This window comes from Halomonas saccharevitans, from assembly GCF_032333995.1.
GTDB classification, from domain to species: Bacteria; Pseudomonadota; Gammaproteobacteria; order Pseudomonadales; family Halomonadaceae; genus Halomonas; species Halomonas saccharevitans.
In genome coordinates this window covers 500,622-520,817 of sequence record NZ_JAVXUR010000003.1, presented here as the reverse complement: position 1 = coordinate 520,817, position 20,196 = coordinate 500,622, and the positions used below count along the sequence as shown (strand labels likewise).

Genomic DNA, 20,196 nt, shown 5'->3' with positions numbered 1-20,196 from the left:
AATGGAAACAAGCACTTCCACCACCATTACCGCCTGCAACGTTTGCCCGTTGCCGGCAGCGGATGCGTACTTTACGGCTTGGAGCCGACGCATGCAACCCCGTGCGTCAGAAAAATATAGCTCACTGCGACTCGGAGCGCCATGCGTTGTGTTGCCTTTGTTCGTGGCCACGCCGAGATCGGCCCGCAACGCCGCTTCTACCCTGCGTGATGAGCGTGACCGAAGCATGGGTACACGCCCCGCCCACACGCCTCAACACAGTTGCCACAGCCCTTGCGGAGACCCACCGCAACACTATCCCACGACACGGCTCACGACCCTCCGACTCTGGACAGTCGATTAAAGATGCGTAGGCTCAGATCACGAAGAGGTCGACGAAACGATGCACCGCGGTCTGCTCCAGGCGCGGCTGATCACCGCAGAGCTCGACGATCTGCGCGCAGCGACCGGCCGGAAAGCGCGTGGCCAGGTTGTGCGCAAACTTTTCTTCCAGCAGGGGAATGCCCTCCGCCCGCCGGCGGCGGTGGCCGATGGGATAGTCCACCGCAACCTTCTCCGTGGCACTGCCGTCCTTGAAGAAGACCTGGACGGCGTTGGCGATGGCGCGCTTCTGCGGATCGTAGTACTCCCGGGAATACGTCTGATCCTCGACGACCTCCATCTTCCCGCGCAGCTCGTCGATCCGCGGATGGGCCTCGTGGAAGGCATCCTCATAGTGCTCGGCGGTAAGGCTGCCGAAGATCAGCGGCACGGCGGTCATGTACTGAAGGCAGTGATCCCGGTCGGCGGGATTCGCCAGGTCGCCCGACTTGGAGATGATGCGGATCGCCGAGTCGTGGGTGGTCAGCACGATGCGCTCGATCTCATCCAGCCGGTCCTTCACCTGGGAGTGCAGGGTCACCGCCGCCTCGCAGGCGGTCTGGGCATGGAACTCGGCCGGGAAGGAGATCTTGAATAGGATGTTCTCCATCACGTGGCTGCCGAGCTCGCGCTGGAAGGTGAACCGGCGCTCCTCCTCCGGCTTGGTGGCCAGGTCGCGATTGGTATGGCTGAAGAGCACGTCGTAGAAGCCCCATTGCGGGGCTGTCAGCACGCCCGGGATGCCCATCTCGCCGCGCATGGCGATATCGGCCAGGCGCACGGCGCGGGAGGTGGCGTCCCCGGCGGCCCAGCTCTTGCGCGAGCCCGCATTCGGCGCATGACGGTAGGTACGCAGGCTCTGGCCGTCGACGAAGGCATGGGAGAGGGCCGCGAGCAGGCGCTCGCGATCGGCTCCCATCAGCTTCGCCACCACGGCGGTGGAGGCCACCTTGACCAGCACCACATGATCGAGCCCGACCCGATTGAAGGAGTTGTCGAGCGCCAGCACGCCCTGAATCTCGTGAGCCATGACCATCGCCTCGAGCACCTGGCGCATGGTCAACGGCTCGCGCCCATCGACGACACGCTGCTGGGAGAGATGATCGGCCACGGCCAGGATACCCCCCAGGTTGTCGGAGGGATGGCCCCATTCGGCGGCCAGCCAAGTGTCGTTATAGTCCAGCCAGCGAATGATGGCCCCGATGTCCCAGGCCGCCTTGACCGGATCGAGGCGGAAGGAGGTGCCGGGCACACGCGCACCGTGAGGCACCACGGTACCCTCGACGATCGGCCCCAGGTGCTTGGTGCACTCGGGAAAGCGCAGCGCCAGCAGGCCGCAGCCCAGGGTATCCATCAGGCAGTGGCGTGCCGTCTGCAGCGCTTCGTCGCTGTCGATCGTGAACTCGAGAACGTAGTCGGCGAGGGTCTGCAGCTCTTCGTCATACTCCGGGCGCACGTTGGTTTCCACGGTGCTCATCGGGTGCCTCCTGCTGTCGCGAATCGGTCGGTGTCTCTCTTTACCACTCTTCCTTCACTATAGGAAACGCCCCGCGTCACGGACACGGGGCGCGTATGCATCGGGCGATGGCGACTCAGAGGCTGTCGCCGGGCACCCGCACCCAGCCTTCCATCAGCACTCGGGCGCTGCGGCTCATCACCGCTTCGTCGATCACCCAGCGGCCGTCGACCAGGCTCGCCTCCGCACCCACTCGCAGGGTGCCGGAGGGGTGGCCGAAGGTGACGGCGTTGCGTTTGCCGCCGCCCGCCGCCAAGTTGACCAGGGTGCCTTCGATGGCCGCCGCCGAGGCGATGGCGACCGCGGCAGTGCCCATCATGGCGTGGTGCAGCTTGCCCATGGAGAGCGCCCGCACCCGTAGGTCGATCGCCTCGGCCTCGACCGCCTTGCCGCTGGAGGCCGTGTAGCTCGCCGGCGGCGCCACGAAGGCCACCTTGGGGGTGTGCTGGCGGTTGGCGGCCTCGCCGAGTTCCTTGATCAGCCCCATGCGCAGGGCGGCGTGGGCGCGGATGGTCTCGAAGCGCTCAAGCGCTTGGGGATCGCCGTTGATCGCCTCCTGCAGCTCGCTGCCGGAGTAGTCGAGATCGTCGGCGTTGACGAACACGGTGGGAATGCCGGCATTGATCATGGTCGCCTTGAGGATGCCCCCCTCCACCACCTCGGCCGGCACCTCCAGATCATCGACCAGCCGGCCGGTGGGGAAGATCGCGCCCTCGCCGTCCGCGGGGTCCTTGAAGGCCACGGGCACCTCGGCGGCCGGGAAGGTCACGCCGTCGAGCTCGAAGTCGCCGGTCTCCTGCACCTGGCCGTCGGTGATCGGCACCCGCGAGACGATGGTCTTGCCAATGTTGGCCTGCCAGATGCGCACCTCGACCTCGCCGTTCTCGGGAATACGCGCGGGGTCCACCAGGCCGTTGCTGATGGCGAAGGGCCCCACCGCGGCGGAGAGGTTGCCGCAGTTGCCGCTCCAGTCGACGAAGGCCTTGTCGATGGAGACCTGGCCGAAGAGGTAGTCGACATCGTGATCGGGGCTCTCGCTCTTCGAGAGGATCACGGTCTTGCTGGTGCTGGAGGTCGCCCCGCCCATGCCGTCGATCTGCTTCTGATAGGGGTCGGGGCTGCCGATCACCCGCATCAGCAGACGGTCGCGGGCCTCGCCGGGGACCCGAGCGGCCTCCGGCAGGTCGTCGAGGCGGAAGAAGACGCCCTTGCTGGTGCCGCCGCGCATGTAGGTGGCGGGCACCCGGATCTGTGGATGGTGTGCCATAAAATTCGCGTCCTTCTCGAGAAAGATCGACCCGGGGCCGTGGCGGCGCCGGGTCGATGGGAGGGTCAGGGGTGACGGTCATCGCCCGGTTCAGCCGACCGCTTCGACCTCGGACTCCAGGAAGTCCTGGGCGAAGCGCTGCAGCACGCCGCCGGCGGAGTAGACGGTCACCTCCTCGGCGGTATCCAGGCGGCAGATCACCGGCACCCGGTCGATCTCGCCGGTCCGGCGATGGATCACCAGCTCGAGGGTGGCGCGCGGCGCCGGGGCGCCCTCGACGTCGTAGGCCTCGGTGCCGTCGAGCTGCAGGGTGTGGCGGGTGGTGCCCTCCTCGAACTGCAGGGGCATCACGCCCATGCCGATCAGGTTGGTGCGGTGGATACGCTCGAAGCCCTCGGCGACGATCGCCTCCACCCCGGCCAGCGCGACGCCCTTGGCGGCCCAGTCGCGGGACGAGCCCTGGCCGTAGTCGGCACCGGCGATGACGATCAGCGGCTGGTCGCGCTCCATGTAGGTCTCGATGGCCTCCCACATCCGGGTCACCTCGCCTTCCGGCTCGATGCGCGCCAGCGAACCCTGGCGCACCTCGCCGTTCTCGTCCCGCACCATCTCGTTGAAGAGCTTGGGGTTAGCCAGGGTCGCCCGCAGGGCGGTGAGGTGATCGCCCCGGTGGGTGGCGTAGGAATTGAAGTCCTCCTCCGGCAGGCCCATCTTGTGCAGGTACTCGCCGGCCGCGCTGTCCATCATGATGGCGTTGGAGGGCGACAGGTGGTCGGTGGTGATGTTGTCCGGCAGGATCGCCAGCGGCCGCATCCCCTTGAGGGCCCGCACCGCCGCCATGTTGCCTTCCCAGTAGGGCGGACGGCGGATGTAGGTGCTCTGCGCTCGCCAGTCGTAGAGCGGGCTCTCGGCCTTCTCGGCGGCGTCCAGGTCGAACATCGGGATGTAGACCTGCTTGAACTGCTCCGGCTTGACGAACTCGCCGACGATGGCGTCGATCTCCTCGTCGGAGGGCCAGAGGTCCTTCAGGGTGACCGGGTTGCCGTGCTGGTCGGTGCCCAGCACGTCCTGCTCGATGTCGAAGCGCACGGACCCGGCGATGGCGTAGGCCACCACCAGCGGCGGCGAGGCCAGGAAGGCCTGCTTGGCGTGGGGGTGGATGCGGCCGTCGAAATTGCGGTTACCGGAGAGCACCGCCGTGGAGTAGAGATCGCGGTCGATGATCTCCTGCTGGATCTCGGGGTCCAGGGCGCCGGACATGCCGTTACAGGTGGTGCAGGCGTAGGCGACGATGCCGAAGCCGAGCTTCTCGAGCTCCGGCAGCAGGCCGGCCTCCTCCAGGTAGAGGCGCGCGACCTTCGAGCCCGGCGCGAAGGAGGACTTCACCCAGGGCTTGCGCGAAAGGCCCAGATCGTTGGCCTTCTTGGCCAGCAGGCCGGCGGCCACGACGTTGCGCGGATTGGAGGTGTTGGTGCAGCTGGTGATGGCGGCGATGATCACCGCGCCATCGGGCATCTTGCCCGCCTTCTCCTCCGCCTGGGCCTCGTCGCTGTCCATGTAAGAGCTCACGGCGATCCCGCGCTCGGCGAGGGCACTGGTGGGCAGGCGACGGTGCGGATTGGAGGGACCCGCCAGATTGCGCTCCACGGTGGAGAGATCGAAGGTCAGCACCCGCTCGTACTGCGCCTCGCTCAGGCTGTCGGCCCACAGGCCAGTCTGCTTGGCGTAGGTCTCGACCAGTTCGACCTGCTCCGGCTCGCGACCGGTGATCTTGAGATAGTCCAGGGTCTGGTCGTCGATGTAGAACATCGCCGCGGAGGCCCCGTACTCCGGCGTCATGTTGGAAATGGTGGCGCGGTCGCCGATGGTCAGGCTCTTGGCCCCCTCGCCGAAGAACTCCAGGTAGGCGCCGACCACCCGCTCCTGGCGCAGGAACTCGGTGATGGCCAGGACGATATCGGTGGCGGTGATGCCGGGCTGACGCTTGCCGGTCAGCTCCACGCCGACGATGTCCGGCAGGCGCATCATGGAGGGGCGCCCCAGCATAACGGTCTCGGCCTCGAGGCCGCCCACGCCCAGCGCGATGACGCCCAGGCAGTCGATGTGCGGGGTATGGCTGTCGGTGCCCACGCAGGTATCGGGAAAGGCGACGCCCTCGCGAGCCTGGATCACCGGCGACATCTTCTCGAGGTTGATCTGGTGCATGATGCCGTTGCCGGCGGGGATCACGTCGACGTTCTCGAAGGCCGTCTTGGTCCACTCGATGAAGTGGAAGCGATCCTCGTTGCGGCGATCCTCGATGGCGCGGTTCTTGTCGAAGGCGTCCTGCTCGAAGCCGGCATGCTCGACGGCCAGGGAGTGGTCGACGATCAGCTGGGTCGGCACCACCGGGTTGACCTTGGCCGGATCACCGCCACGCTCGGCGATGGCGTCGCGCAGGCCGGCGAGGTCGACCAGCGCCGTCTGGCCGAGGATGTCGTGACACACCACGCGGGCCGGGTACCAGGGGAAGTCCAGGTCGCGCCGACGCTCGATCAGCTGGGTGAGCGCATCGGTCAGAAGCTCCGGCTCGCAGCGGCGCACCAGCTGCTCGGCCAGCACCCGCGAGGTGTAGGGAAGGGTATCGTAGGCACCGGGCTTTATGTCGTCGACGGCCGCACGGGTGTCGAAATAGTCCAGCTCGGTACCGGGAAGAGGCTTGCGGTAGTCGGTATTCATGGCGTCCGCCGGAAAGTCGTCGAGAATGGAAGGGGCAAGGGGCGACCGACTAGGGTCGCCCCGGGGGCTGGATCAGTCGCGCTCCTCGATGGGCACCCATTCGCTCTTCTCAGGGCCGACGTAGTCGGCGCTCGGGCGGATGATGCGGTTGTTGGCGCGCTGCTCGAAGACATGGGCACACCAGCCGGTGACGCGCGAGCAGACGAAGATCGGCGTGAACAGCTTGGTCGGGATGTCCATGAAGTGGTAGGCGCTGGCGTGGAAGAAGTCGGCGTTGCAGAACAGCTTCTTCTCGCGCCACATGACCGCCTCGACGCGCTCGGAGACCGGGTAGAGCACGCTGTCGCCCACGTCCTCGGCCAGCTTCTGGGACCAGTGCTTGATGATGGCGTTGCGCGGGTCGGACTCGCGGTAGATGGCATGGCCGAAGCCCATGATCTTGTCCTTACGCTCGAGCATGCCCATGATCTCGCGCTCGGCCTCTTCCGGCGACTGCCAGTCCTCGATCATCGCCATGGCCGCCTCGTTGGCGCCACCGTGCAGCGGGCCGCGCAGCGAGCCGATGGCGCCGGTCACGCAGGAGTGCATGTCGGAGAGCGTCGAGGCGCAGACGCGGGCGGTGAAGGTCGAGGCGTTGAACTCGTGCTCGGCGTAGAGGATCAGCGAGACGTTCATCACCCGGGCGTGCAGCTCGGAAGCCGGTTCATCGCGCAGCAGGTGCAGGAAGTGCCCGCCCACCGAGGCGTCGTCGGTCTCGGTCTCGATGCGCACGCCGTCATGGGAGAAGCGGTACCAGTAGCAGATGATCGACGGCAGCGCGGCTAGCAGGCGGTCGGAGACGTCCTGCTGCTCGTCGAAGCTCTGCTCGGTCTCGAGGTTGCCGAGCATCGAGGCGCCGGTGCGCATCACGTCCATGGGGTGGGCATCGGCCGGGATCTGCTCGAGCACCGTCTTCAGCGCCTGGGGCAGACCACGCAGGCCCTTGAGCTTGGTGATGTAGGCATCGAGCTCGGCCTGGTTGGGCAGCTTGCCCTTGAGCAGCAGGTAGGCCACTTCCTCGAACTTCGCCTTCTCGGCCAGCTCCTTGATGTCGAAGCCGCGATAGGTCAGGCCGGAACCGGTCTGGCCGACGGTGCACAGGGCCGTGGTGCCGGCGCTCTGGCCGCGCAGGCCGGCGCCACTGATGGGTTTATCTGCCATGTCGTGTCTCCTCGTGAGTCGTTTATTGTCGGTATCGTGGCGTGTCAGGCGTCGCTGCCCTACTCCGCGTTACTGTTCTCTGCAAACAAGGCGTCGAGCTTCTGCTCGAAGTCGTGATAGTTGAGGAAGTCGTAGAGCTCGTCGCGGGTCTGCATCAGCTCCACCACATCGCGCTGGTGGCCGGTGTCGTGGATGCTCTGATAGACCTTGAGGGCCGCGGCGTTCATGGCGCGGAAGGCCGACAGCGGGTAGAGCACCATGCGACAGCCCACCTCACCGAGCTCCTGCTGGGAGAACAGCGGCGTGGCGCCAAATTCGGTGATGTTGGCGAGAATCGGCGCATCGACGCGCTCGCAGAAGGCCTTGTAGTCATCCAGGGTGTGCACCGCCTCGGCGAAGATGGCGTCGGCGCCCGCCTCGATGCAGGCGTTGGCCCGCTCGATGGCCGCGTCCAGGCCGTCCTTCTGGAAGGCATCGGTGCGCGCGATCAGGTAGAAGTCCGGATCGAGGCGCGCGTCCGCGGCGGCCTTCACGCGGTCAACCATCTCCTGCTGGGAGACGATCGCCTTGTTGGGACGGTGGCCGCAGCGCTTCTGCGCCACCTGGTCCTCGAGGTGCACGGCGGCGACGCCGGCACGCTGCATCTCCTTGACGGTGCGGGCGATGTTGAAGGCACCTCCCCAGCCGGTGTCGATGTCCACCAGCAGCGGCAGGTCGGTGGCGCCGCAGATGCGATGGGCGTCCTCGACCACGTCGTTCATGGTGGTCATGCCGAGATCAGGCAGCCCAAAGGAGGCGTTGGCCACCCCGCCACCGGAGAGGTAGATCGCCTGGTGGCCCACGCGCTGGGCCATCATGGCGGTATAGGCATTGATGGTGCCGACGATGGGCAGCGGATGGTTGGCCTCAAGGGCGGCACGGAAGCGAGCGCCGGGCGTCATTTGAGTCATGGAGGGTCTCCGGTTAGTGGGTCGAGCGCCTCAGGAGGAGGTCTCGCTATCCTGCGGTTCGAGGGTGGCCGCATAGCGCTCGACGACGTTGGCTCGCGAGGCGCTGACGTGGCGGCGCATCAGCAGCTCCGCCAGTTCGGCGTCGCCCGCCTCGATGGCGTCGACGATGCGGTGGTGTTCGACGAAGGCACGCTGCGGGCGCGTGCCGCTGGCACTGAACTGGGTACGATAGAGCCGCACCAGGTAGTAGAGGTCGTCGCAGAGCAGGCCCATCAGCATCCTGTTGTGGCTGCCGAGCACGATCTGGTAGTGGAAGTCCAGATCGCCCTCGCGCTGATAGTAGGCCTCGCCGCGGCGCAGGTCGGCCTGGCGCTCGTGCACGGAGAGCACCTCGCGCAGCCCGGCGATCTCCTCGGGGGTCATGTGCTCGGCGGCCAGCCGTGCGGCCATGCTCTCCAGGGCCTCGCGCAGGTCGAACAGCTCGAGCAGCTCCTTCATGGAGAGCTGGACCACCCGGGCGCCCACGTGGGGCACCCGCTGGATCAGCCGGTGCGACTCCAGGCGACGCATCGCCTCGCGCAGAGGCCCGCGCGAGATGCCGTAGGCGCGCGAGAGGCCCGGCTCGGTGATCTTGCTGCCAGGCGCCAGCTCGCCCCGGACGATGGCGTCCTGCAGCTGGTTGAAGACCCGCTCCGCCAGGGTGCGAACTTCGGGGGTAGTGGCCTGTTCCGTTGCGGCTAAGGTCATGGCGATTGTCGACAATTAAATGATGGAAGAACTTTAGCCACTGCCTTACCGGCGGTCAACCGGCCATGCGGCAGAAAACCTTCACCTTTGGTTGTAGACAACCCGACCGATGGCGACGCGCGTGTCGACCATGCTCGATCGCCACAAGGGACAAGTCGGTTCGCGATGCCTAGAATGGACGCCCTGTTTGGGGAAGACGCCTGATGACACCACCGCTCGAGATCACACCGCTGCCCTACCACGAAGACCCGCTCGGCTATTTCGCGGTGCTGCGCGACAGGCCCGGCGCCGTGCTGCTCGACAGTGGTCGGCCGACGGCGCCCGGTGGGCGCTACGACATCCTCAGCTGCGACCCGCTGGCGCTGCTCGAGGTCGACGCCGCCGGCCGCGTCCACGGCGACCCCACGCTGGGGAAGCTCTCCCCCTTCGCCGCCCAGCAGGCGCTGCTCGACCGCCTGCCCGGGGAGGCGCCCGAGAGCGAACTGCCCTTTCTCGGCGGGCTGATCGGCTACTGGAGCTACGACCTGGGGCAGCGCCTCGAGCCGGTAGCGGGAAAGGCGCGCCCGGCCGTCACGCTGCCGGCCAGCCGGGTCGGCCTTTACGACTGGGCGCTGATCCAGGATCACGATCGCCGGGAGAGCTGGCTGGTGGGCAGCGCCGCGCGACGCGAGAAGGTGCTCGCGTGGCTGGCGGCGGCCGCGCCCCCGGCGACGGCCTTTCGCCTCACTGCGCCCTTCGCCGCCGAGCTCAGTCGCGAGGGGTACCTGGCACGCTTTCACGCCGTGCAGGCCTACATCCGCGCCGGCGACTGCTACCAGATCAACCTGGCCCAGCGCTTCAGCGCCCCCTACGAAGGCGACCTGTGGGCCGCCTATCGCCGCCTGCGCGAGGCCACCCCCACGCCCTACGCCGGCTACCTGGCCTGGCCCGGCCCCGCGGGGGAGCAGGCGATCCTCTCGCTCTCGCCGGAGCGCTTTATCGAGTGTCGCGACGGGCGCGTCGAGACCCGGCCGATCAAGGGCACCCGGCCGCGGGGCGCCACCCCCGACGAGGACCGGCGGCTGGCCGCCGAGCTCGAGGCGAGCCTCAAGGATCGCGCCGAGAACGTGATGATCACCGACCTGCTGCGCAACGACCTGGGCCGGGTCTGCCGCCCCGGCAGCGTGCGGGTGCCGACCCTCTGCGGCCTGGAGAGCTACGCCAACGTCCACCACCTGGTCAGCGTGATCACCGGCGAGCTGGCGGCCGGCCGGCGCCCCATGGACCTGCTGGCGGCGGCCTTCCCCGGCGGCTCCATCACCGGCGCGCCCAAGGTGCGCGCCATGCAGATCATCGACGAGCTGGAGCCCAGCCGGCGCAGCGCCTACTGCGGCAGCCTCGGCTACGTCGACGTGCGCGGGCGGATGGACACCTCCATCGCCATCAGAAGCGTGGTGGCCGAGGCGGGCCGACTGCACCTGTGGGGCGGCGGCGGCCTGGTGGCCGACTCCGATGGCGACGCCGAATATGCCGAGACCCTGGACAAGATCCGCCACCTGATGCGCGCCCTGGCGACGCCGAAAGTTGGCGAGAAATAGAATAAAAAGGCGCCTTCATTAGTCAATCGAGACATAGATATCCAATCATTCGGTATTGGGGAGGGGCACCACGGCTCTGCTAGGGTAGCGGCAATATCGCAAGCAGAGAGCGCCATGACCGCCTTCGACCCCAACCGCTTCGTCCTCGAGCACGACCAGGAGACGCCCAAGGAGATCCTGCGCGCCGCCTACCGGGCCTTCGGCGAGCTGACGATCTCCTTCTCCGGCGCCGAGGACGTGGTGCTGATCGACCTGGCCCTGAAGGTCGCGCCGAAGGAGGACGTGACGGTCTTCTCGCTGGACACCGGCCGCCTGCACGCCGAGACCTACGCCTTCATCGAGCGAGTCCGCGATCACTACGGCATCGCCATCGACGTGCGCGTGCCCGACACCGAGGCCGTGCAGGCCCTGGTGCACGAGAAGGGGCTCTTCAGCTTCTATCGCGACGGCCATCAGGAGTGCTGCGGCATCCGTAAGGTGGCGCCCCTGCGCCGCCGTCTGGCGGGCCTGCCGGTGTGGGTCTCCGGCCAGCGCCGCGACCAGAGTCCTGGCACCCGCTCCAGCCTGCAGATCGCCGAGCACGACAGCGCCTTCGGCAGCGAGCAGGCGCCGCTCATCAAGATCAACCCGCTGGCCCGCTGGACGAGCGACGACGTATGGACCTACATCCGCATGTTCGACGTGCCCTACAACGCCCTGCACGAGCGCGGCTACGTAAGCATCGGCTGCGAACCCTGCACGCGCCCCACCCTGCCGGGCCAGCACGAGCGCGAGGGTCGCTGGTGGTGGGAGGATCAGGGCGGCAAGGAGTGCGGGCTGCACGCCGTGAACCTGGCGCCGCCGGCCTCGTCGAGCGTCTGAGCCGCTCGCCTGCCTGAGATGGGCCTACGATGGAAAGGGGCGCCCCGCGGGGCGCCCCTTTCGTTGTGTTACTCCTTCGGCATGACGCGCATGCGATGGGGCGTGGGCTCGAGGCTCAGCGGATCGGCAGCTCGATATCCTCGAACAGCCCCTGCTCGTGGCGGGGCCCGGCGACCAGCGCCGCATCCACCAGGTCGCGGTCGAGATGACCGGCGAAGCCTTCCAGGAAGTCGTACATGTAGCCGCGCATGAAGGTGCCGCGACGAATGCCGATCTTGGTGGTGGAGCTCTCGAACAGGTGATCCGCCTCCAGCGCCACCAGGTCGGTGTCGTGCTCGGCATCCACCGCCATGTGGGCGACGATGCCCACCCCCATGCCTAGGCGCACGTAGGTCTTGATCACGTCGGCGTCGGCGGCGGTCAGCACCACGTTGGGCGACAGGCCGCGCGCCCGGAAGGCATCGTCGAGCTGGGAGCGTCCGGTGAAGCCGAACACGTAGGTGACCAGCGGATAGTCGGCCAGGGCCTCCAGCGTCAGGGTCTCGAGCTCGGCCAGCGGGTGGCCCGTGGGCACCAGCACGCAGCGGTTCCAGCGATAGCAGGGCAGCAGCACCAGATCGTTGAACAGGTCGAGGGACTCGGTGGCGATGGCGAAGTCGGCCTGGCCATCGCTGACCATCTGGGCGATCTGCTTGGGCGTGCCCTGCTGCATGTGCAGCGCCACGTCGGGATACTTCTGGGTGAAGTCGCGAATCACCGGCGGCAGCGCATAGCGTGCCTGGGTGTGAGTGGTGGCGATGGAGAGGCTGCCGCGGCGCTCGTCGCTGTGCTCCTGGGCGACGTCCTTGATGTTCTCGGCCAGCCTCAGTACCTGACCGGCCAGTTCGATGATCGCCTGCCCCGCCGGGGTAACGCGAGTCAGGTGCTTGCCGCTGCGGGCGAAGATCTCGACGCCGAGCTCGTCCTCGAGCAGGCGGATCTGCTTGGAGATGCCGGGCTGGGAGGTGAAGAGGCTCTGTGCGGTGGCCGAGACGTTGAGGTTGTGGCGTGACACCTCCCAGATGTAACGCAGCTGCTGAAGCTTCATGGCCGCCCTCTCTATGCGTGCTGTCTTTGCGTACTGTCTATGCGTGCTGACTGTGAATGTTGAGGCAAGAATGCCGTGCGTGTCGGCCTGTCATGGCGCCCTTAAAATACTTTAAGGACATAAAAAAATAACCCACAATCACTTTATAGCATAACCTGACGGGCCCGATGCAACCGCCAACCGGCGCTCGCATGGGCAGCGTGGATTTGCCAGCACCCCGGACGATCGCTAACATCGTCCGACCGGGCATGTCCCGCATGCCCCCTTACCCGCTCGATGCAGCGCAACGAAACTGGAGAATCACATGGCCAACAACGTCGATGTCACCAATGCCAACTTCGAGCAGGAAGTCCTCAAGGCCGACGCGCCGGTCCTGCTGAAGTTCTGGGCCCCCTGGTGTGGTCCCTGCAAGGTGATGGCGCCGGTGGTCGACGAGGTTGCCGAAGAGCGCGATGGCAATCTCAAGGTGGTCAGCATCAACGTGGACGACGCTCCGGAAATCGCCGCCGAACAGGGCGTGCGCGGCGTGCCCACCGTGATGCTGTTCAAGTCCGGCACCAAGGTCGCGTCTCTGGTCGGCGCCCAGTCCAAGTCTCAGCTGAGCCAGTTCATCGACCAGAACGCCTGATCGCACGCCTTCCCCGAACGCTCATCGCCCCGGCCACGGCCGGGGCGATGTCGTTTAGGGCGACGCCTCGAGGGGCTTCTCCTCGAGAGGCTACTCATCCTCGCGCTTGGAGATCGGCCGATCCGCCTGATCGAGCGGCGAGCCGACCGCCGGCCCCAGCAGATGCGCGATCCAGCGGGTCTGCGGGTGGCTGTCCAGGGCGATCTTCAGGGTCATGGTCAGCACCACCGAGAGCAGCATGCCCACCGCGCCGAAGATCCATCCCCAGACCACCAGCGACAGGAAGGCCACCGAGGTGGAGAGCCCCAGGGCACGTCCCATCACCCGCGGCTCGATGATGTTGCCCATCACAAAGTTCACCCCCAGATAGGCCGCCGAGAGCAGCATGGCATCGACCGGCCCTCCCTGCGGGGAGACCAGCAGCAGCATCACCGGTGGCACCGCGGCGATGGCCGAGCCGATGTTGGGAATGTAGTTCAGGGCGAAGGCCAGTACCGCCCACAGCAGGGGGAACTCCACCCCCAGGAACTTGCAGGCCAGCCAGATCAGGGCGCCGGTCGCCAGGCTAATCAACGTCTTCACGGCCAGGTATCGCTTGAGGGTGTGGCTGAACTCGCTGAAGCGCCGAAGGCTGGGCGCCGGGTTGACCAGGGCCCGGGAGATCTTGTCGCGGAAGTTGAGGGTCTCGAAGAGCAGGAAGATCACCAGCAGCGACACGACGATGCTCTGCATCATCAGGTTGCCCACCTCACCGAGCAGCGCCGGGATCCAGCCGCCGAACTGCTCGGAATCCAGCAGCTCCGCCAGGCGATCGGTGTCGATGGCCAGGCCCAGCCCGGCAAGGCCGTCGAGCAGCCCCAGGTAGTACTGGTAGAGCTTCTGCTCGATCCCCGGCAGCGCGTCGACGAAGGTGCCGAAGCTGTTGACCAGCAGCACGCCGAGCAGCGAAAGGAAGCCGCCGATCACCACCAGCGTCAGCCATACCGAGAGGCGCAGACTCAGGCCGAGGCGATTGAGCCACTGCACCGGGGCCGTGCAGACCACGGCGATGAAAAGCGACAGCAGCAGCGGAACCAGCAGGCTGGACCCCGCCCGCATGCCGGCCACGATCACCACCAGGGCCGCCAGGGCCAGGGTCAGGTTGAGGGGGATACTCTGCTGCTCGCTTTCGGGGGGTGGGGGCATGCCCGGTCTCACGGTCGTCGATGGTCTGCTCATGATGACGGGGCACGATTCAATTGCAAGGAGAGGAACCATCCCTGCGCCGCGGGCTCGAAGCCGGGTATCCATCCGACGACAAGGAGAGTGTCATGTCCTTCCCACGCCCCGCCCGAGCGCTGTTCCTTCCGGCCCTGGTCGCCATGCTGTCGATCGCGCCGCCGATGACGGCCAGCGCCCTGGCGGCAGAGACGCCCCACCGCCTGGACGTCCAGGCACAGGCCGAGCTTGCGGTCGTGCCGGATCGCGCCACCCTCGAGGCCCGCCTCTGGGAGCACACCCCGGCCGTGGCGCAAGCGGCCGACGTCGAAGCCGATGCCCTGCGCGAGGCCCGCGAGCGCCTGGAGGAGCGCGCCGCCGCACTGATCCAGCGCCTGGAGGCTCAGGGGCTTGCCAGCGAGTCGATCACCGCCGGTTCGCTGCAGGTCCAGCCGCAGCGTCTGTCGGACGTGCAGCGCGGTGACGACAAGCCGGAGCCGCGGGTGCGCACTCGCCTGCAGCGTCCCCTGAGCATCGAGGTAGAGGATCTCGCGCAGCTACCGGCGCTGCTCGACGCGCTGACCGCGGCCGGCGTCAACGCTCTGGACGGCGTGCGCTACGACCTGTCCGACCGCGAGGCCGCCACCGACGAGGCGCTGGTCAAGGCGCTTGCGAAGGCCCGCCACAAGGCCGAGCTGATGGCCGAGACCCTGGGCATCGAACTGGGCGAGGTGATCGCCGCCAGCGAGACCCGCGCGCCGGTATTCCAGCCGCGGATGATGGCGATGAGCGACGCACGCGCCGAGGGCGCCGGCCCCGCCGAGTATCGCCCGGGCACCATCACCATCGAGGCCGGTGTCAACGTCAGCTGGGCGATCGACGGTCAGCCGTAAGCTGGAAGCTGGAAGCTGGAAGCTGGAAAGCAACGTAAACAGAACCGCCCCCAGGCGCTTGCCATGGGGGCGGTTCACTTCCAGCTTCGAGCTCGGGACTTCGAGCTCCCGGCGAAGCCGGGTCAAGCGTTGATGGTCTCGACGCCACCCATGTAGGGACGCAGCGCCTCGGGCACGCTGATCGAGCCGTCGGCGTTCTGATGGTTCTCCATCACCGCGATCAGGCAGCGCCCCACCGCCAGGCCGGAGCCGTTGAGGGTATGCAGCAGCTGCGGCTTCTTCTGATCCGGGCGGCGGAAGCGTGCCTGCATGCGCCGCGCCTGGAACTCCTCGCAGTTGGAGATCGAGGAGATCTCGCGGTAGGTCTGCTGGCTCGGCATCCAGACCTCCAGGTCGTAGGTCTTGGCGGCGCCGAAGCCCATGTCGCCGGTGCACAGGGTGACCACCCGGTAGGCCAGGCCCAGCGCCTGGAGAATCGCCTCGGCGTGGCCGCGCATCTCCTCCAGGGCCTCGTAGCTCTTCTCCGGCTCGACCATCTGCACCATCTCGACCTTGTCGAACTGGTGCTGGCGGATCATGCCGCGGGTATCACGGCCGTGGGAGCCCGCCTCGCTGCGAAAGCACGGCGTGTGGGCGGTAAAGCGCAACGGCAGCAGCTTGTGCTCGAGGATCTCGTCCCGGGCGAAGTTGGTCAGCGGCACCTCGGCGGTGGGGATCAGGTGGAAGCCGCGCTCGTCGTCCAGGCGGAAGAGATCCTCGCCAAACTTGGGCAGCTGGCCGGTGCCGTAGAGCGAGGCCTCGTTGACCATGTAGGGGACGTAGCACTCCTCGTAGCCGTGCTCGAGGGTCTGGGTGTCGAGCATGAACTGGGTCAGCGCGCGGTGCAGCCGCGCGATGGGCCCGCGCATCACCGCGAAGCGCGAGCCGGTGAGCTTGGCCGCCAGCTCGAAGTCGAGATCGCCCTTGAGCGCTCCCAGGTCGACGTGGTCGCGCACCTCGAAATCGAAGTTCCGCGGCGTGCCCCAGCGGTGCAACTCGACGTTCTCCTCCTCGCTCCGGCCCTGCGGCACGCTCTCGTGGGGCAGGTTGGGAATCCCGCTGACCAGGGCGTCCCATTCGGCCTGCACCTCGGCGAGGCGGGCCTTGGCGGCATCGAGCCGCTCGCCGAGATCGCTCACCTCGGCCAGCAGGGGCTGAATGTCCTCGCCCTGGGCCTTGGCCTTGCCGATCGACTTGGAGCGGGTGTTGCGCTCGTTCTGCAGGGACTCGGTCTCGGCCTGCAGTTCGCGGCGCCGGGACTCCAGCGCTTCGAGACGCTGGGTATCGAGGTCATAGCCCCGCGTGGCCAATCGTTGGGCGACCGCGTCGGGGTCGCTGCGCAGCAGTTTGGGATCGAGCATGGCATCCAGTCCGTTGCAGTCGGTGAAGGAAGGTCGGGCGGTGGTAAAATCAGGCCGCCCATTGTAGGCAAAAGGGGGCAGGGGCGCCACGCGGCGCGGGCGAGCGGGATGCGCCCCCTGGCCTCTCGCGGTAGAGTAGTGGCATCCCTTCTCCCCCGCCCGGCCCTGCCCCGGCGGCGCCACGATTGAACACGACGCCATGATCGCACGCTTGGACACCGCTGACGCCAGCACCCTGCCGGGCCTCGACGCCCGCTACCTGCGCTTTCTCGAGGCGCTGAAAGCCGACGGCTTCGAGGGCGAGATCACCCCGGACTACGCCGCCCGCACGGTGCTCGCCACCGACAACTCCATCTACCAGCGCCTGCCCCAGGCCGTGCTGAGCCCGAAGCATGGCGAGGACCTTCGGCGCATCGCCCGCCTGGCCGGGCGCGAGGCGCATCGTGACGTGGTGCTCACGCCGCGCGGCGGCGGCACCGGCACCAACGGCCAGTCGCTCACCGACGGCCTGGTGGTCGACGTCTCGCGGCACATGAACGCCATCCTCGACATCGACGTCGAGAACCGCCGGGTGCGGGTCCAGGCCGGGGTGGTCAAGGACCAGCTCAACGCCGCGCTCAAGCCCCATGGGCTCTTCTTCGCGCCGGACCTGTCCACCTCCAACCGCGCCACCATCGGCGGCATGATCTCGACCGACGCCAGCGGCCAGGGCAGCTGCGAGTACGGCAAGACCCGCGACCACGTGCTTGAGCTTGCGACCGTGCTGCTCGGCGGCGAGCGCCTGGTCAGCCGCCCGCTGGCCGACGAGGCGCTCTTACCGCTATGCGCGCGCGACGACGTCACCGGCACGGCTTACCGCACCGCCCGGGAGATCATCGACACCCAGCGAGGCCTGATCGAGGCCACCTTCCCGCCGCTCAACCGCTGTTTGACCGGCTACGACCTGGCGCATCTCAGGGACGCCCAGGGTCGCCTCGACCTCAACAGCCTGCTCTGCGGCTCCGAGGGCTCGCTCGGCCTGCTCGATGAGGCGGTGCTCAACGTGCTGCCGATTCCGAAGCACTCGACCCTGGTCAACGTGCGCTACGCGGGCTTCATGGACGCCCTGCGCGACGCCAAGGCGCTGATGGGCAGTGATTCGACGCCCACCTCCATCGAGACGGTGGACGACACCGTGCTGCTGCTCGCCATGGAGGACTTCGTCTGGGACAGCGTCGCCGAGTTCTTCCCGGCAGGGGAGACGCCGGTGCGCGGCATCAACCTCGTCGAGTTCAACGACGACGACCCCGAGCGCCTGGCCCAGCGGGTCGAGGACTTCTGCCGCCACCTTGAGAGCGACGCGAGCGTCGAGCGCCTCGGCTTCACGCTGGCCGAGGGCCGCCCACGGATCCAACGGGTCTACGCCATGCGAAAACGCGCCGTGGGCCTGCTCGGTAACGCCAGGGTCGATGACAGGGGCGAGAAGCGCCCGATCCCCTTCGTCGAGGATACCGCGGTACCCCCCGAGCACCTGGCGGACTTCATCAGTGAGTTCCGCGCCGCCCTAGACGCCCGGGGGCTTGCCTACGGCATGTTCGGCCACGTGGATGCCGGGGTTCTTCACGTGCGCCCGGCCATCGACATGAAGGACCCCGAGCAGGAGCGACTGATTCGCGAGGTCTCCGACGAGGTGGCCGCGCTGACTCGGAAATATGGCGGCCTGCTGTGGGGCGAGCACGGCAAGGGCGTGCGCTCGGAGTACTCCCCCGAGTTCTTCGGCGAGCTCTACCCCAGCCTGCAGCGGGTCAAGGCGGCCTTCGACCCCCATAACCAGCTCAATCCCGGCAAGATCGCGACGCCCTTCATCGGCACTCCCTCCCCTTCTCTCCCCCACGACGAGATATCGGGGGCGGGTCGGAGCGAAGGTCATTTGCCAGGGAGGGCAAATGTAGCGCCCAAGGAGGGGTTCACAGCGCCTTCGCGATGGTCCGGCACCCCGGGGGATGCCCCCGATACGCCTGACGCTGCCGGCACGGTCAAGGAGGCTAGCGAGGCCCAAGCGGTCAAGTTCGTCGACCCTGGCCTGCTGGCCATCGACGGCGTGCCCACCCGCGGCCAGTTCGATCGCACCATCGACGAGCGGGTCTGGCAGGCCCACGCCGCCACCGTCTACTGCAACGGCAACGGCGCCTGCTACAACTACGATCCCGACGACGCCATGTGCCCCTCCTGGAAGGCGACCCGCGATCGAGTCCACTCGCCCAAGGGGCGCGCCAGCCTGATCCGCGAGTGGCTGCGCCTGCAGGGCGAGGCCGGCGTCGACCTGATCGAGGAGTCACGCCGCCAGCGCGCCGAGAGCGCCTGGGGCTTCGTCAAGCGCTTCCCCCGCCGCGCCCTCAACACCTGGCGCCGCGACCGCGAGGCGGACTTCTCTCACGAGGTCTACGACGCCATGGCCGGCTGCCTCGCCTGCAAGTCCTGCGCCGGCCAGTGCCCGGTGAAGGTCAACGTGCCGGACTCCCGCTCGCGCTTCCTCGAGGCCTACCACGGCCGCTACCTGCGCCCGGCGCGAGACTATGTGGTGGGTGGCATGGAGTTCCTGCTCCCGGCGCTCTCCCGGGTCGCCCCGCTCTACAACGCCGCGCTGGGTACCCGCCTGGTCGACCGCCTGCTGGCGGGCCCGCTCGGCCTGGTGGACAGCCCCCGACTCTCACGGGCGAGTCTCAGGAAGCAGCTCGCCGCCTGGGGTGTAGCCCAGGCCACGCCGACCTCGCTGGGCCTTCTGACCGAGCCCCAGAAGGCCCGCAGCGTGGTGATCGTCCAGGACGCCTTCACCAGCCACTTCGAGGCGCGGCTGGTGATGGACATCGTCGAGCTGCTCTCGCGGCTCGACGTGCGGGTCTTCGTGGCGCCCTTCTCGCCCAACGGCAAGCCCCTCGATGTCCAGGGCTTCCAAGGGGCCTTCGCGCGCACCGCCGAGAAGCAGGCCCGGCGCCTGAGGACGCTGGCCGAGTTCGGCGTGCCGCTGGTCGGCATCGACCCGGCGATGACCCTGACCTATCGCCAGGAGTACGTGAAGGCGTTGGGACCGGACGCCGTGCCAGAGGTGCTGATGCTCCAGGAGTGGCTGGTGACCATGGCCTCGACTCTGGCGCACCGGGTGGCGCCGGGGGAACATGACCAACGGGATCCCGGCTTCCGGCTGCTCTCCCACTGCACCGAGAAGACCAACGCCCCGGGCAGCCCCAAGGCCTGGCAGCAGCTGTTCGCCGCCTTCGACCTGGAGCTCGAACTGCTCAGTACCGGCTGCTGCGGCATGTCCGGCACCTACGGCCACGAGGCCCGAAACCTCGAGACCTCGCGGACCATCTACGCCCAGTCCTGGCAGCCCCAGGTGGAGAGCGAGGCCAACGCCGGCCGTCTGCTGGCCACCGGCTACTCCTGCCGGAGCCAGGCCAAGCGCTTCTCGGATCAGGCCCTGCCGCACCCGCTGCAGGCCCTGCTGGGGTGGCTCAAGCAGCGCTGAGCCCCGACGTCCACCGGCAGCATCGCCGGTGGGCGCCGAGTCGCGGGGACACTGCGGGAACCCGAGGCGCATCCGTGAACCGTACCCTGATTCTCGTCGGACTGCTGATCATCGCCGCGGGCCTGCTCTGGCCCTGGCTTTCGAGGCTACCCTTCGGCCACCTACCCGGGGACATCGTGATCCGCCGCGAGCAGGTCACCGTCTACGTCCCGATCACCACCATGATCCTGGTCAGTCTCGTGGTCTCCGCCATCCTATGGCTGTTCCAGCGCTGAGCCGACGGGCCGTTC

Annotated in this window: 15 protein-coding genes; 6 read left to right on the top strand and 9 right to left on the bottom strand. The window is 67.7% G+C overall.

Annotated elements, in window-relative coordinates; translation table 11 throughout:
• Window positions 1-355: 355 nt before the first annotated feature.
• The 6 genes from RSO68_RS10450 to RSO68_RS10425 all read right to left on the bottom strand — a co-directional run bounded on the left by RSO68_RS10450 (window position 356) and on the right by RSO68_RS10425 (window position 8,758).
• Complete coding sequence (locus RSO68_RS10450; RefSeq protein WP_315586547.1) at window positions 356-1,837, bottom strand: bifunctional 2-methylcitrate dehydratase/aconitate hydratase; 1,482 nt, start codon at window positions 1,835-1,837, stop codon at window positions 356-358.
• Between the two features lie 115 nt (window positions 1,838-1,952).
• Window positions 1,953-3,143 (bottom strand): 2-methylaconitate cis-trans isomerase PrpF, encoded by a 1,191-nt coding sequence (gene prpF / locus RSO68_RS10445; protein ID WP_315586546.1) that lies wholly within the window; start codon window positions 3,141-3,143, stop codon window positions 1,953-1,955.
• Window positions 3,144-3,233: 90 nt separating this feature from the next.
• A complete protein-coding gene (acnD, locus tag RSO68_RS10440; RefSeq protein WP_315586545.1) occupies window positions 3,234-5,861 on the bottom strand; it encodes a Fe/S-dependent 2-methylisocitrate dehydratase AcnD in 2,628 nt (875 codons plus the stop codon).
• 72 nt (window positions 5,862-5,933) lie between these two features.
• Window positions 5,934-7,061: a bifunctional 2-methylcitrate synthase/citrate synthase gene (gene prpC / locus RSO68_RS10435; protein ID WP_315586544.1), complete on the bottom strand. Its 1,128-nt coding sequence runs from the start codon at window positions 7,059-7,061 to the stop codon at window positions 5,934-5,936.
• A gap of 59 nt (window positions 7,062-7,120) precedes the next feature.
• Window positions 7,121-8,011 (bottom strand): methylisocitrate lyase, encoded by an 891-nt coding sequence (gene prpB, locus RSO68_RS10430; RefSeq protein ID WP_315586543.1) that lies wholly within the window; start codon window positions 8,009-8,011, stop codon window positions 7,121-7,123.
• 30 nt (window positions 8,012-8,041) lie between these two features.
• Window positions 8,042-8,758 (bottom strand): GntR family transcriptional regulator, encoded by a 717-nt coding sequence (locus tag RSO68_RS10425; RefSeq protein ID WP_089847277.1) that lies wholly within the window; start codon window positions 8,756-8,758, stop codon window positions 8,042-8,044.
• A gap of 203 nt (window positions 8,759-8,961) precedes the next feature.
• Here RSO68_RS10425 and pabB point away from each other — a divergent pair, with 203 nt between their 5' ends.
• Together pabB and RSO68_RS10415 are read left to right on the top strand one after the other, a co-directional pair.
• Window positions 8,962-10,335 (top strand): aminodeoxychorismate synthase component I, encoded by a 1,374-nt coding sequence (gene pabB / locus RSO68_RS10420; RefSeq protein ID WP_315586542.1) that lies wholly within the window; start codon window positions 8,962-8,964, stop codon window positions 10,333-10,335.
• Between the two features lie 33 nt (window positions 10,336-10,368).
• The gene (locus tag RSO68_RS10415) at window positions 10,369-11,196 is read left to right on the top strand and encodes a phosphoadenylyl-sulfate reductase (protein WP_425431902.1); all 828 of its coding nucleotides are present in this window, start codon (window positions 10,369-10,371) and stop codon (window positions 11,194-11,196) included.
• A 115-nt stretch (window positions 11,197-11,311) separates the two neighbouring features.
• Here the strand turns inward: RSO68_RS10415 and cysB are convergent, their stop codons facing one another.
• Window positions 11,312-12,283: an HTH-type transcriptional regulator CysB gene (gene cysB / locus RSO68_RS10410; protein WP_089847270.1), complete on the bottom strand. Its 972-nt coding sequence runs from the start codon at window positions 12,281-12,283 to the stop codon at window positions 11,312-11,314.
• 304 nt (window positions 12,284-12,587) lie between these two features.
• Between cysB and trxA the strand changes: the two genes are divergently transcribed.
• Window positions 12,588-12,911 carry a thioredoxin gene (gene trxA / locus RSO68_RS10405; protein ID WP_089847268.1) on the top strand — a complete coding sequence of 108 codons (324 nt, stop codon included), beginning with the start codon at window positions 12,588-12,590 and terminating at the stop codon, window positions 12,909-12,911.
• Between the two features lie 90 nt (window positions 12,912-13,001).
• On the opposite strand, the gene RSO68_RS10400 is transcribed toward trxA, so the two are convergent.
• The gene (locus tag RSO68_RS10400; RefSeq protein ID WP_315586541.1) at window positions 13,002-14,096 is read right to left on the bottom strand and encodes an AI-2E family transporter; all 1,095 of its coding nucleotides are present in this window, start codon (window positions 14,094-14,096) and stop codon (window positions 13,002-13,004) included.
• Window positions 14,097-14,221: 125 nt separating this feature from the next.
• Here RSO68_RS10400 and RSO68_RS10395 point away from each other — a divergent pair, with 125 nt between their 5' ends.
• Window positions 14,222-15,001: an SIMPL domain-containing protein gene (locus RSO68_RS10395; protein WP_315586540.1), complete on the top strand. Its 780-nt coding sequence runs from the start codon at window positions 14,222-14,224 to the stop codon at window positions 14,999-15,001.
• 122 nt (window positions 15,002-15,123) lie between these two features.
• Here the strand turns inward: RSO68_RS10395 and serS are convergent, their stop codons facing one another.
• Window positions 15,124-16,401 (bottom strand): serine--tRNA ligase, encoded by a 1,278-nt coding sequence (gene serS, locus RSO68_RS10390; RefSeq protein ID WP_315586539.1) that lies wholly within the window; start codon window positions 16,399-16,401, stop codon window positions 15,124-15,126.
• A gap of 199 nt (window positions 16,402-16,600) precedes the next feature.
• Here serS and RSO68_RS10385 point away from each other — a divergent pair, with 199 nt between their 5' ends.
• Together RSO68_RS10385 and RSO68_RS10380 are read left to right on the top strand one after the other, a co-directional pair.
• Complete coding sequence (locus tag RSO68_RS10385) at window positions 16,601-19,906, top strand: FAD-binding and (Fe-S)-binding domain-containing protein (protein WP_315586538.1); 3,306 nt, start codon at window positions 16,601-16,603, stop codon at window positions 19,904-19,906.
• 74 nt (window positions 19,907-19,980) lie between these two features.
• Complete coding sequence (locus RSO68_RS10380) at window positions 19,981-20,181, top strand: DUF2905 domain-containing protein (protein WP_315586537.1); 201 nt, start codon at window positions 19,981-19,983, stop codon at window positions 20,179-20,181.
• The last annotated feature ends 15 nt before the right edge of the window (window positions 20,182-20,196 follow it).

What these genes read in the sequence shown, in the direction of transcription:
- RSO68_RS10450 (WP_315586547.1), bottom strand. Translation starts at nt 1,837, where the DNA reads ATGAGCACCGTGGAAACCAACGTGCGCCCGGAGTATGACGAAGAGCTG.
- prpC (WP_315586544.1), bottom strand. Translation starts at nt 7,061, where the DNA reads ATGGCAGATAAACCCATCAGTGGCGCCGGCCTGCGCGGCCAGAGCGCC.
- RSO68_RS10425 (WP_089847277.1), bottom strand. Translation starts at nt 8,758, where the DNA reads ATGACCTTAGCCGCAACGGAACAGGCCACTACCCCCGAAGTTCGCACC.
- RSO68_RS10395 (WP_315586540.1), top strand. Translation starts at nt 14,222, where the DNA reads ATGTCCTTCCCACGCCCCGCCCGAGCGCTGTTCCTTCCGGCCCTGGTC.
- acnD (WP_315586545.1), bottom strand. Translation starts at nt 5,861, where the DNA reads ATGAATACCGACTACCGCAAGCCTCTTCCCGGTACCGAGCTGGACTAT.
- RSO68_RS10400 (WP_315586541.1), bottom strand. Translation starts at nt 14,096, where the DNA reads ATGCCCCCACCCCCCGAAAGCGAGCAGCAGAGTATCCCCCTCAACCTG.
- trxA (WP_089847268.1), top strand. Translation starts at nt 12,588, where the DNA reads ATGGCCAACAACGTCGATGTCACCAATGCCAACTTCGAGCAGGAAGTC.
- cysB (WP_089847270.1), bottom strand. Translation starts at nt 12,283, where the DNA reads ATGAAGCTTCAGCAGCTGCGTTACATCTGGGAGGTGTCACGCCACAAC.
- RSO68_RS10385 (WP_315586538.1), top strand. Translation starts at nt 16,601, where the DNA reads ATGATCGCACGCTTGGACACCGCTGACGCCAGCACCCTGCCGGGCCTC.
- prpF (WP_315586546.1), bottom strand. Translation starts at nt 3,143, where the DNA reads ATGGCACACCATCCACAGATCCGGGTGCCCGCCACCTACATGCGCGGC.
- pabB (WP_315586542.1), top strand. Translation starts at nt 8,962, where the DNA reads ATGACACCACCGCTCGAGATCACACCGCTGCCCTACCACGAAGACCCG.
- serS (WP_315586539.1), bottom strand. Translation starts at nt 16,401, where the DNA reads ATGCTCGATCCCAAACTGCTGCGCAGCGACCCCGACGCGGTCGCCCAA.
- prpB (WP_315586543.1), bottom strand. Translation starts at nt 8,011, where the DNA reads ATGACTCAAATGACGCCCGGCGCTCGCTTCCGTGCCGCCCTTGAGGCC.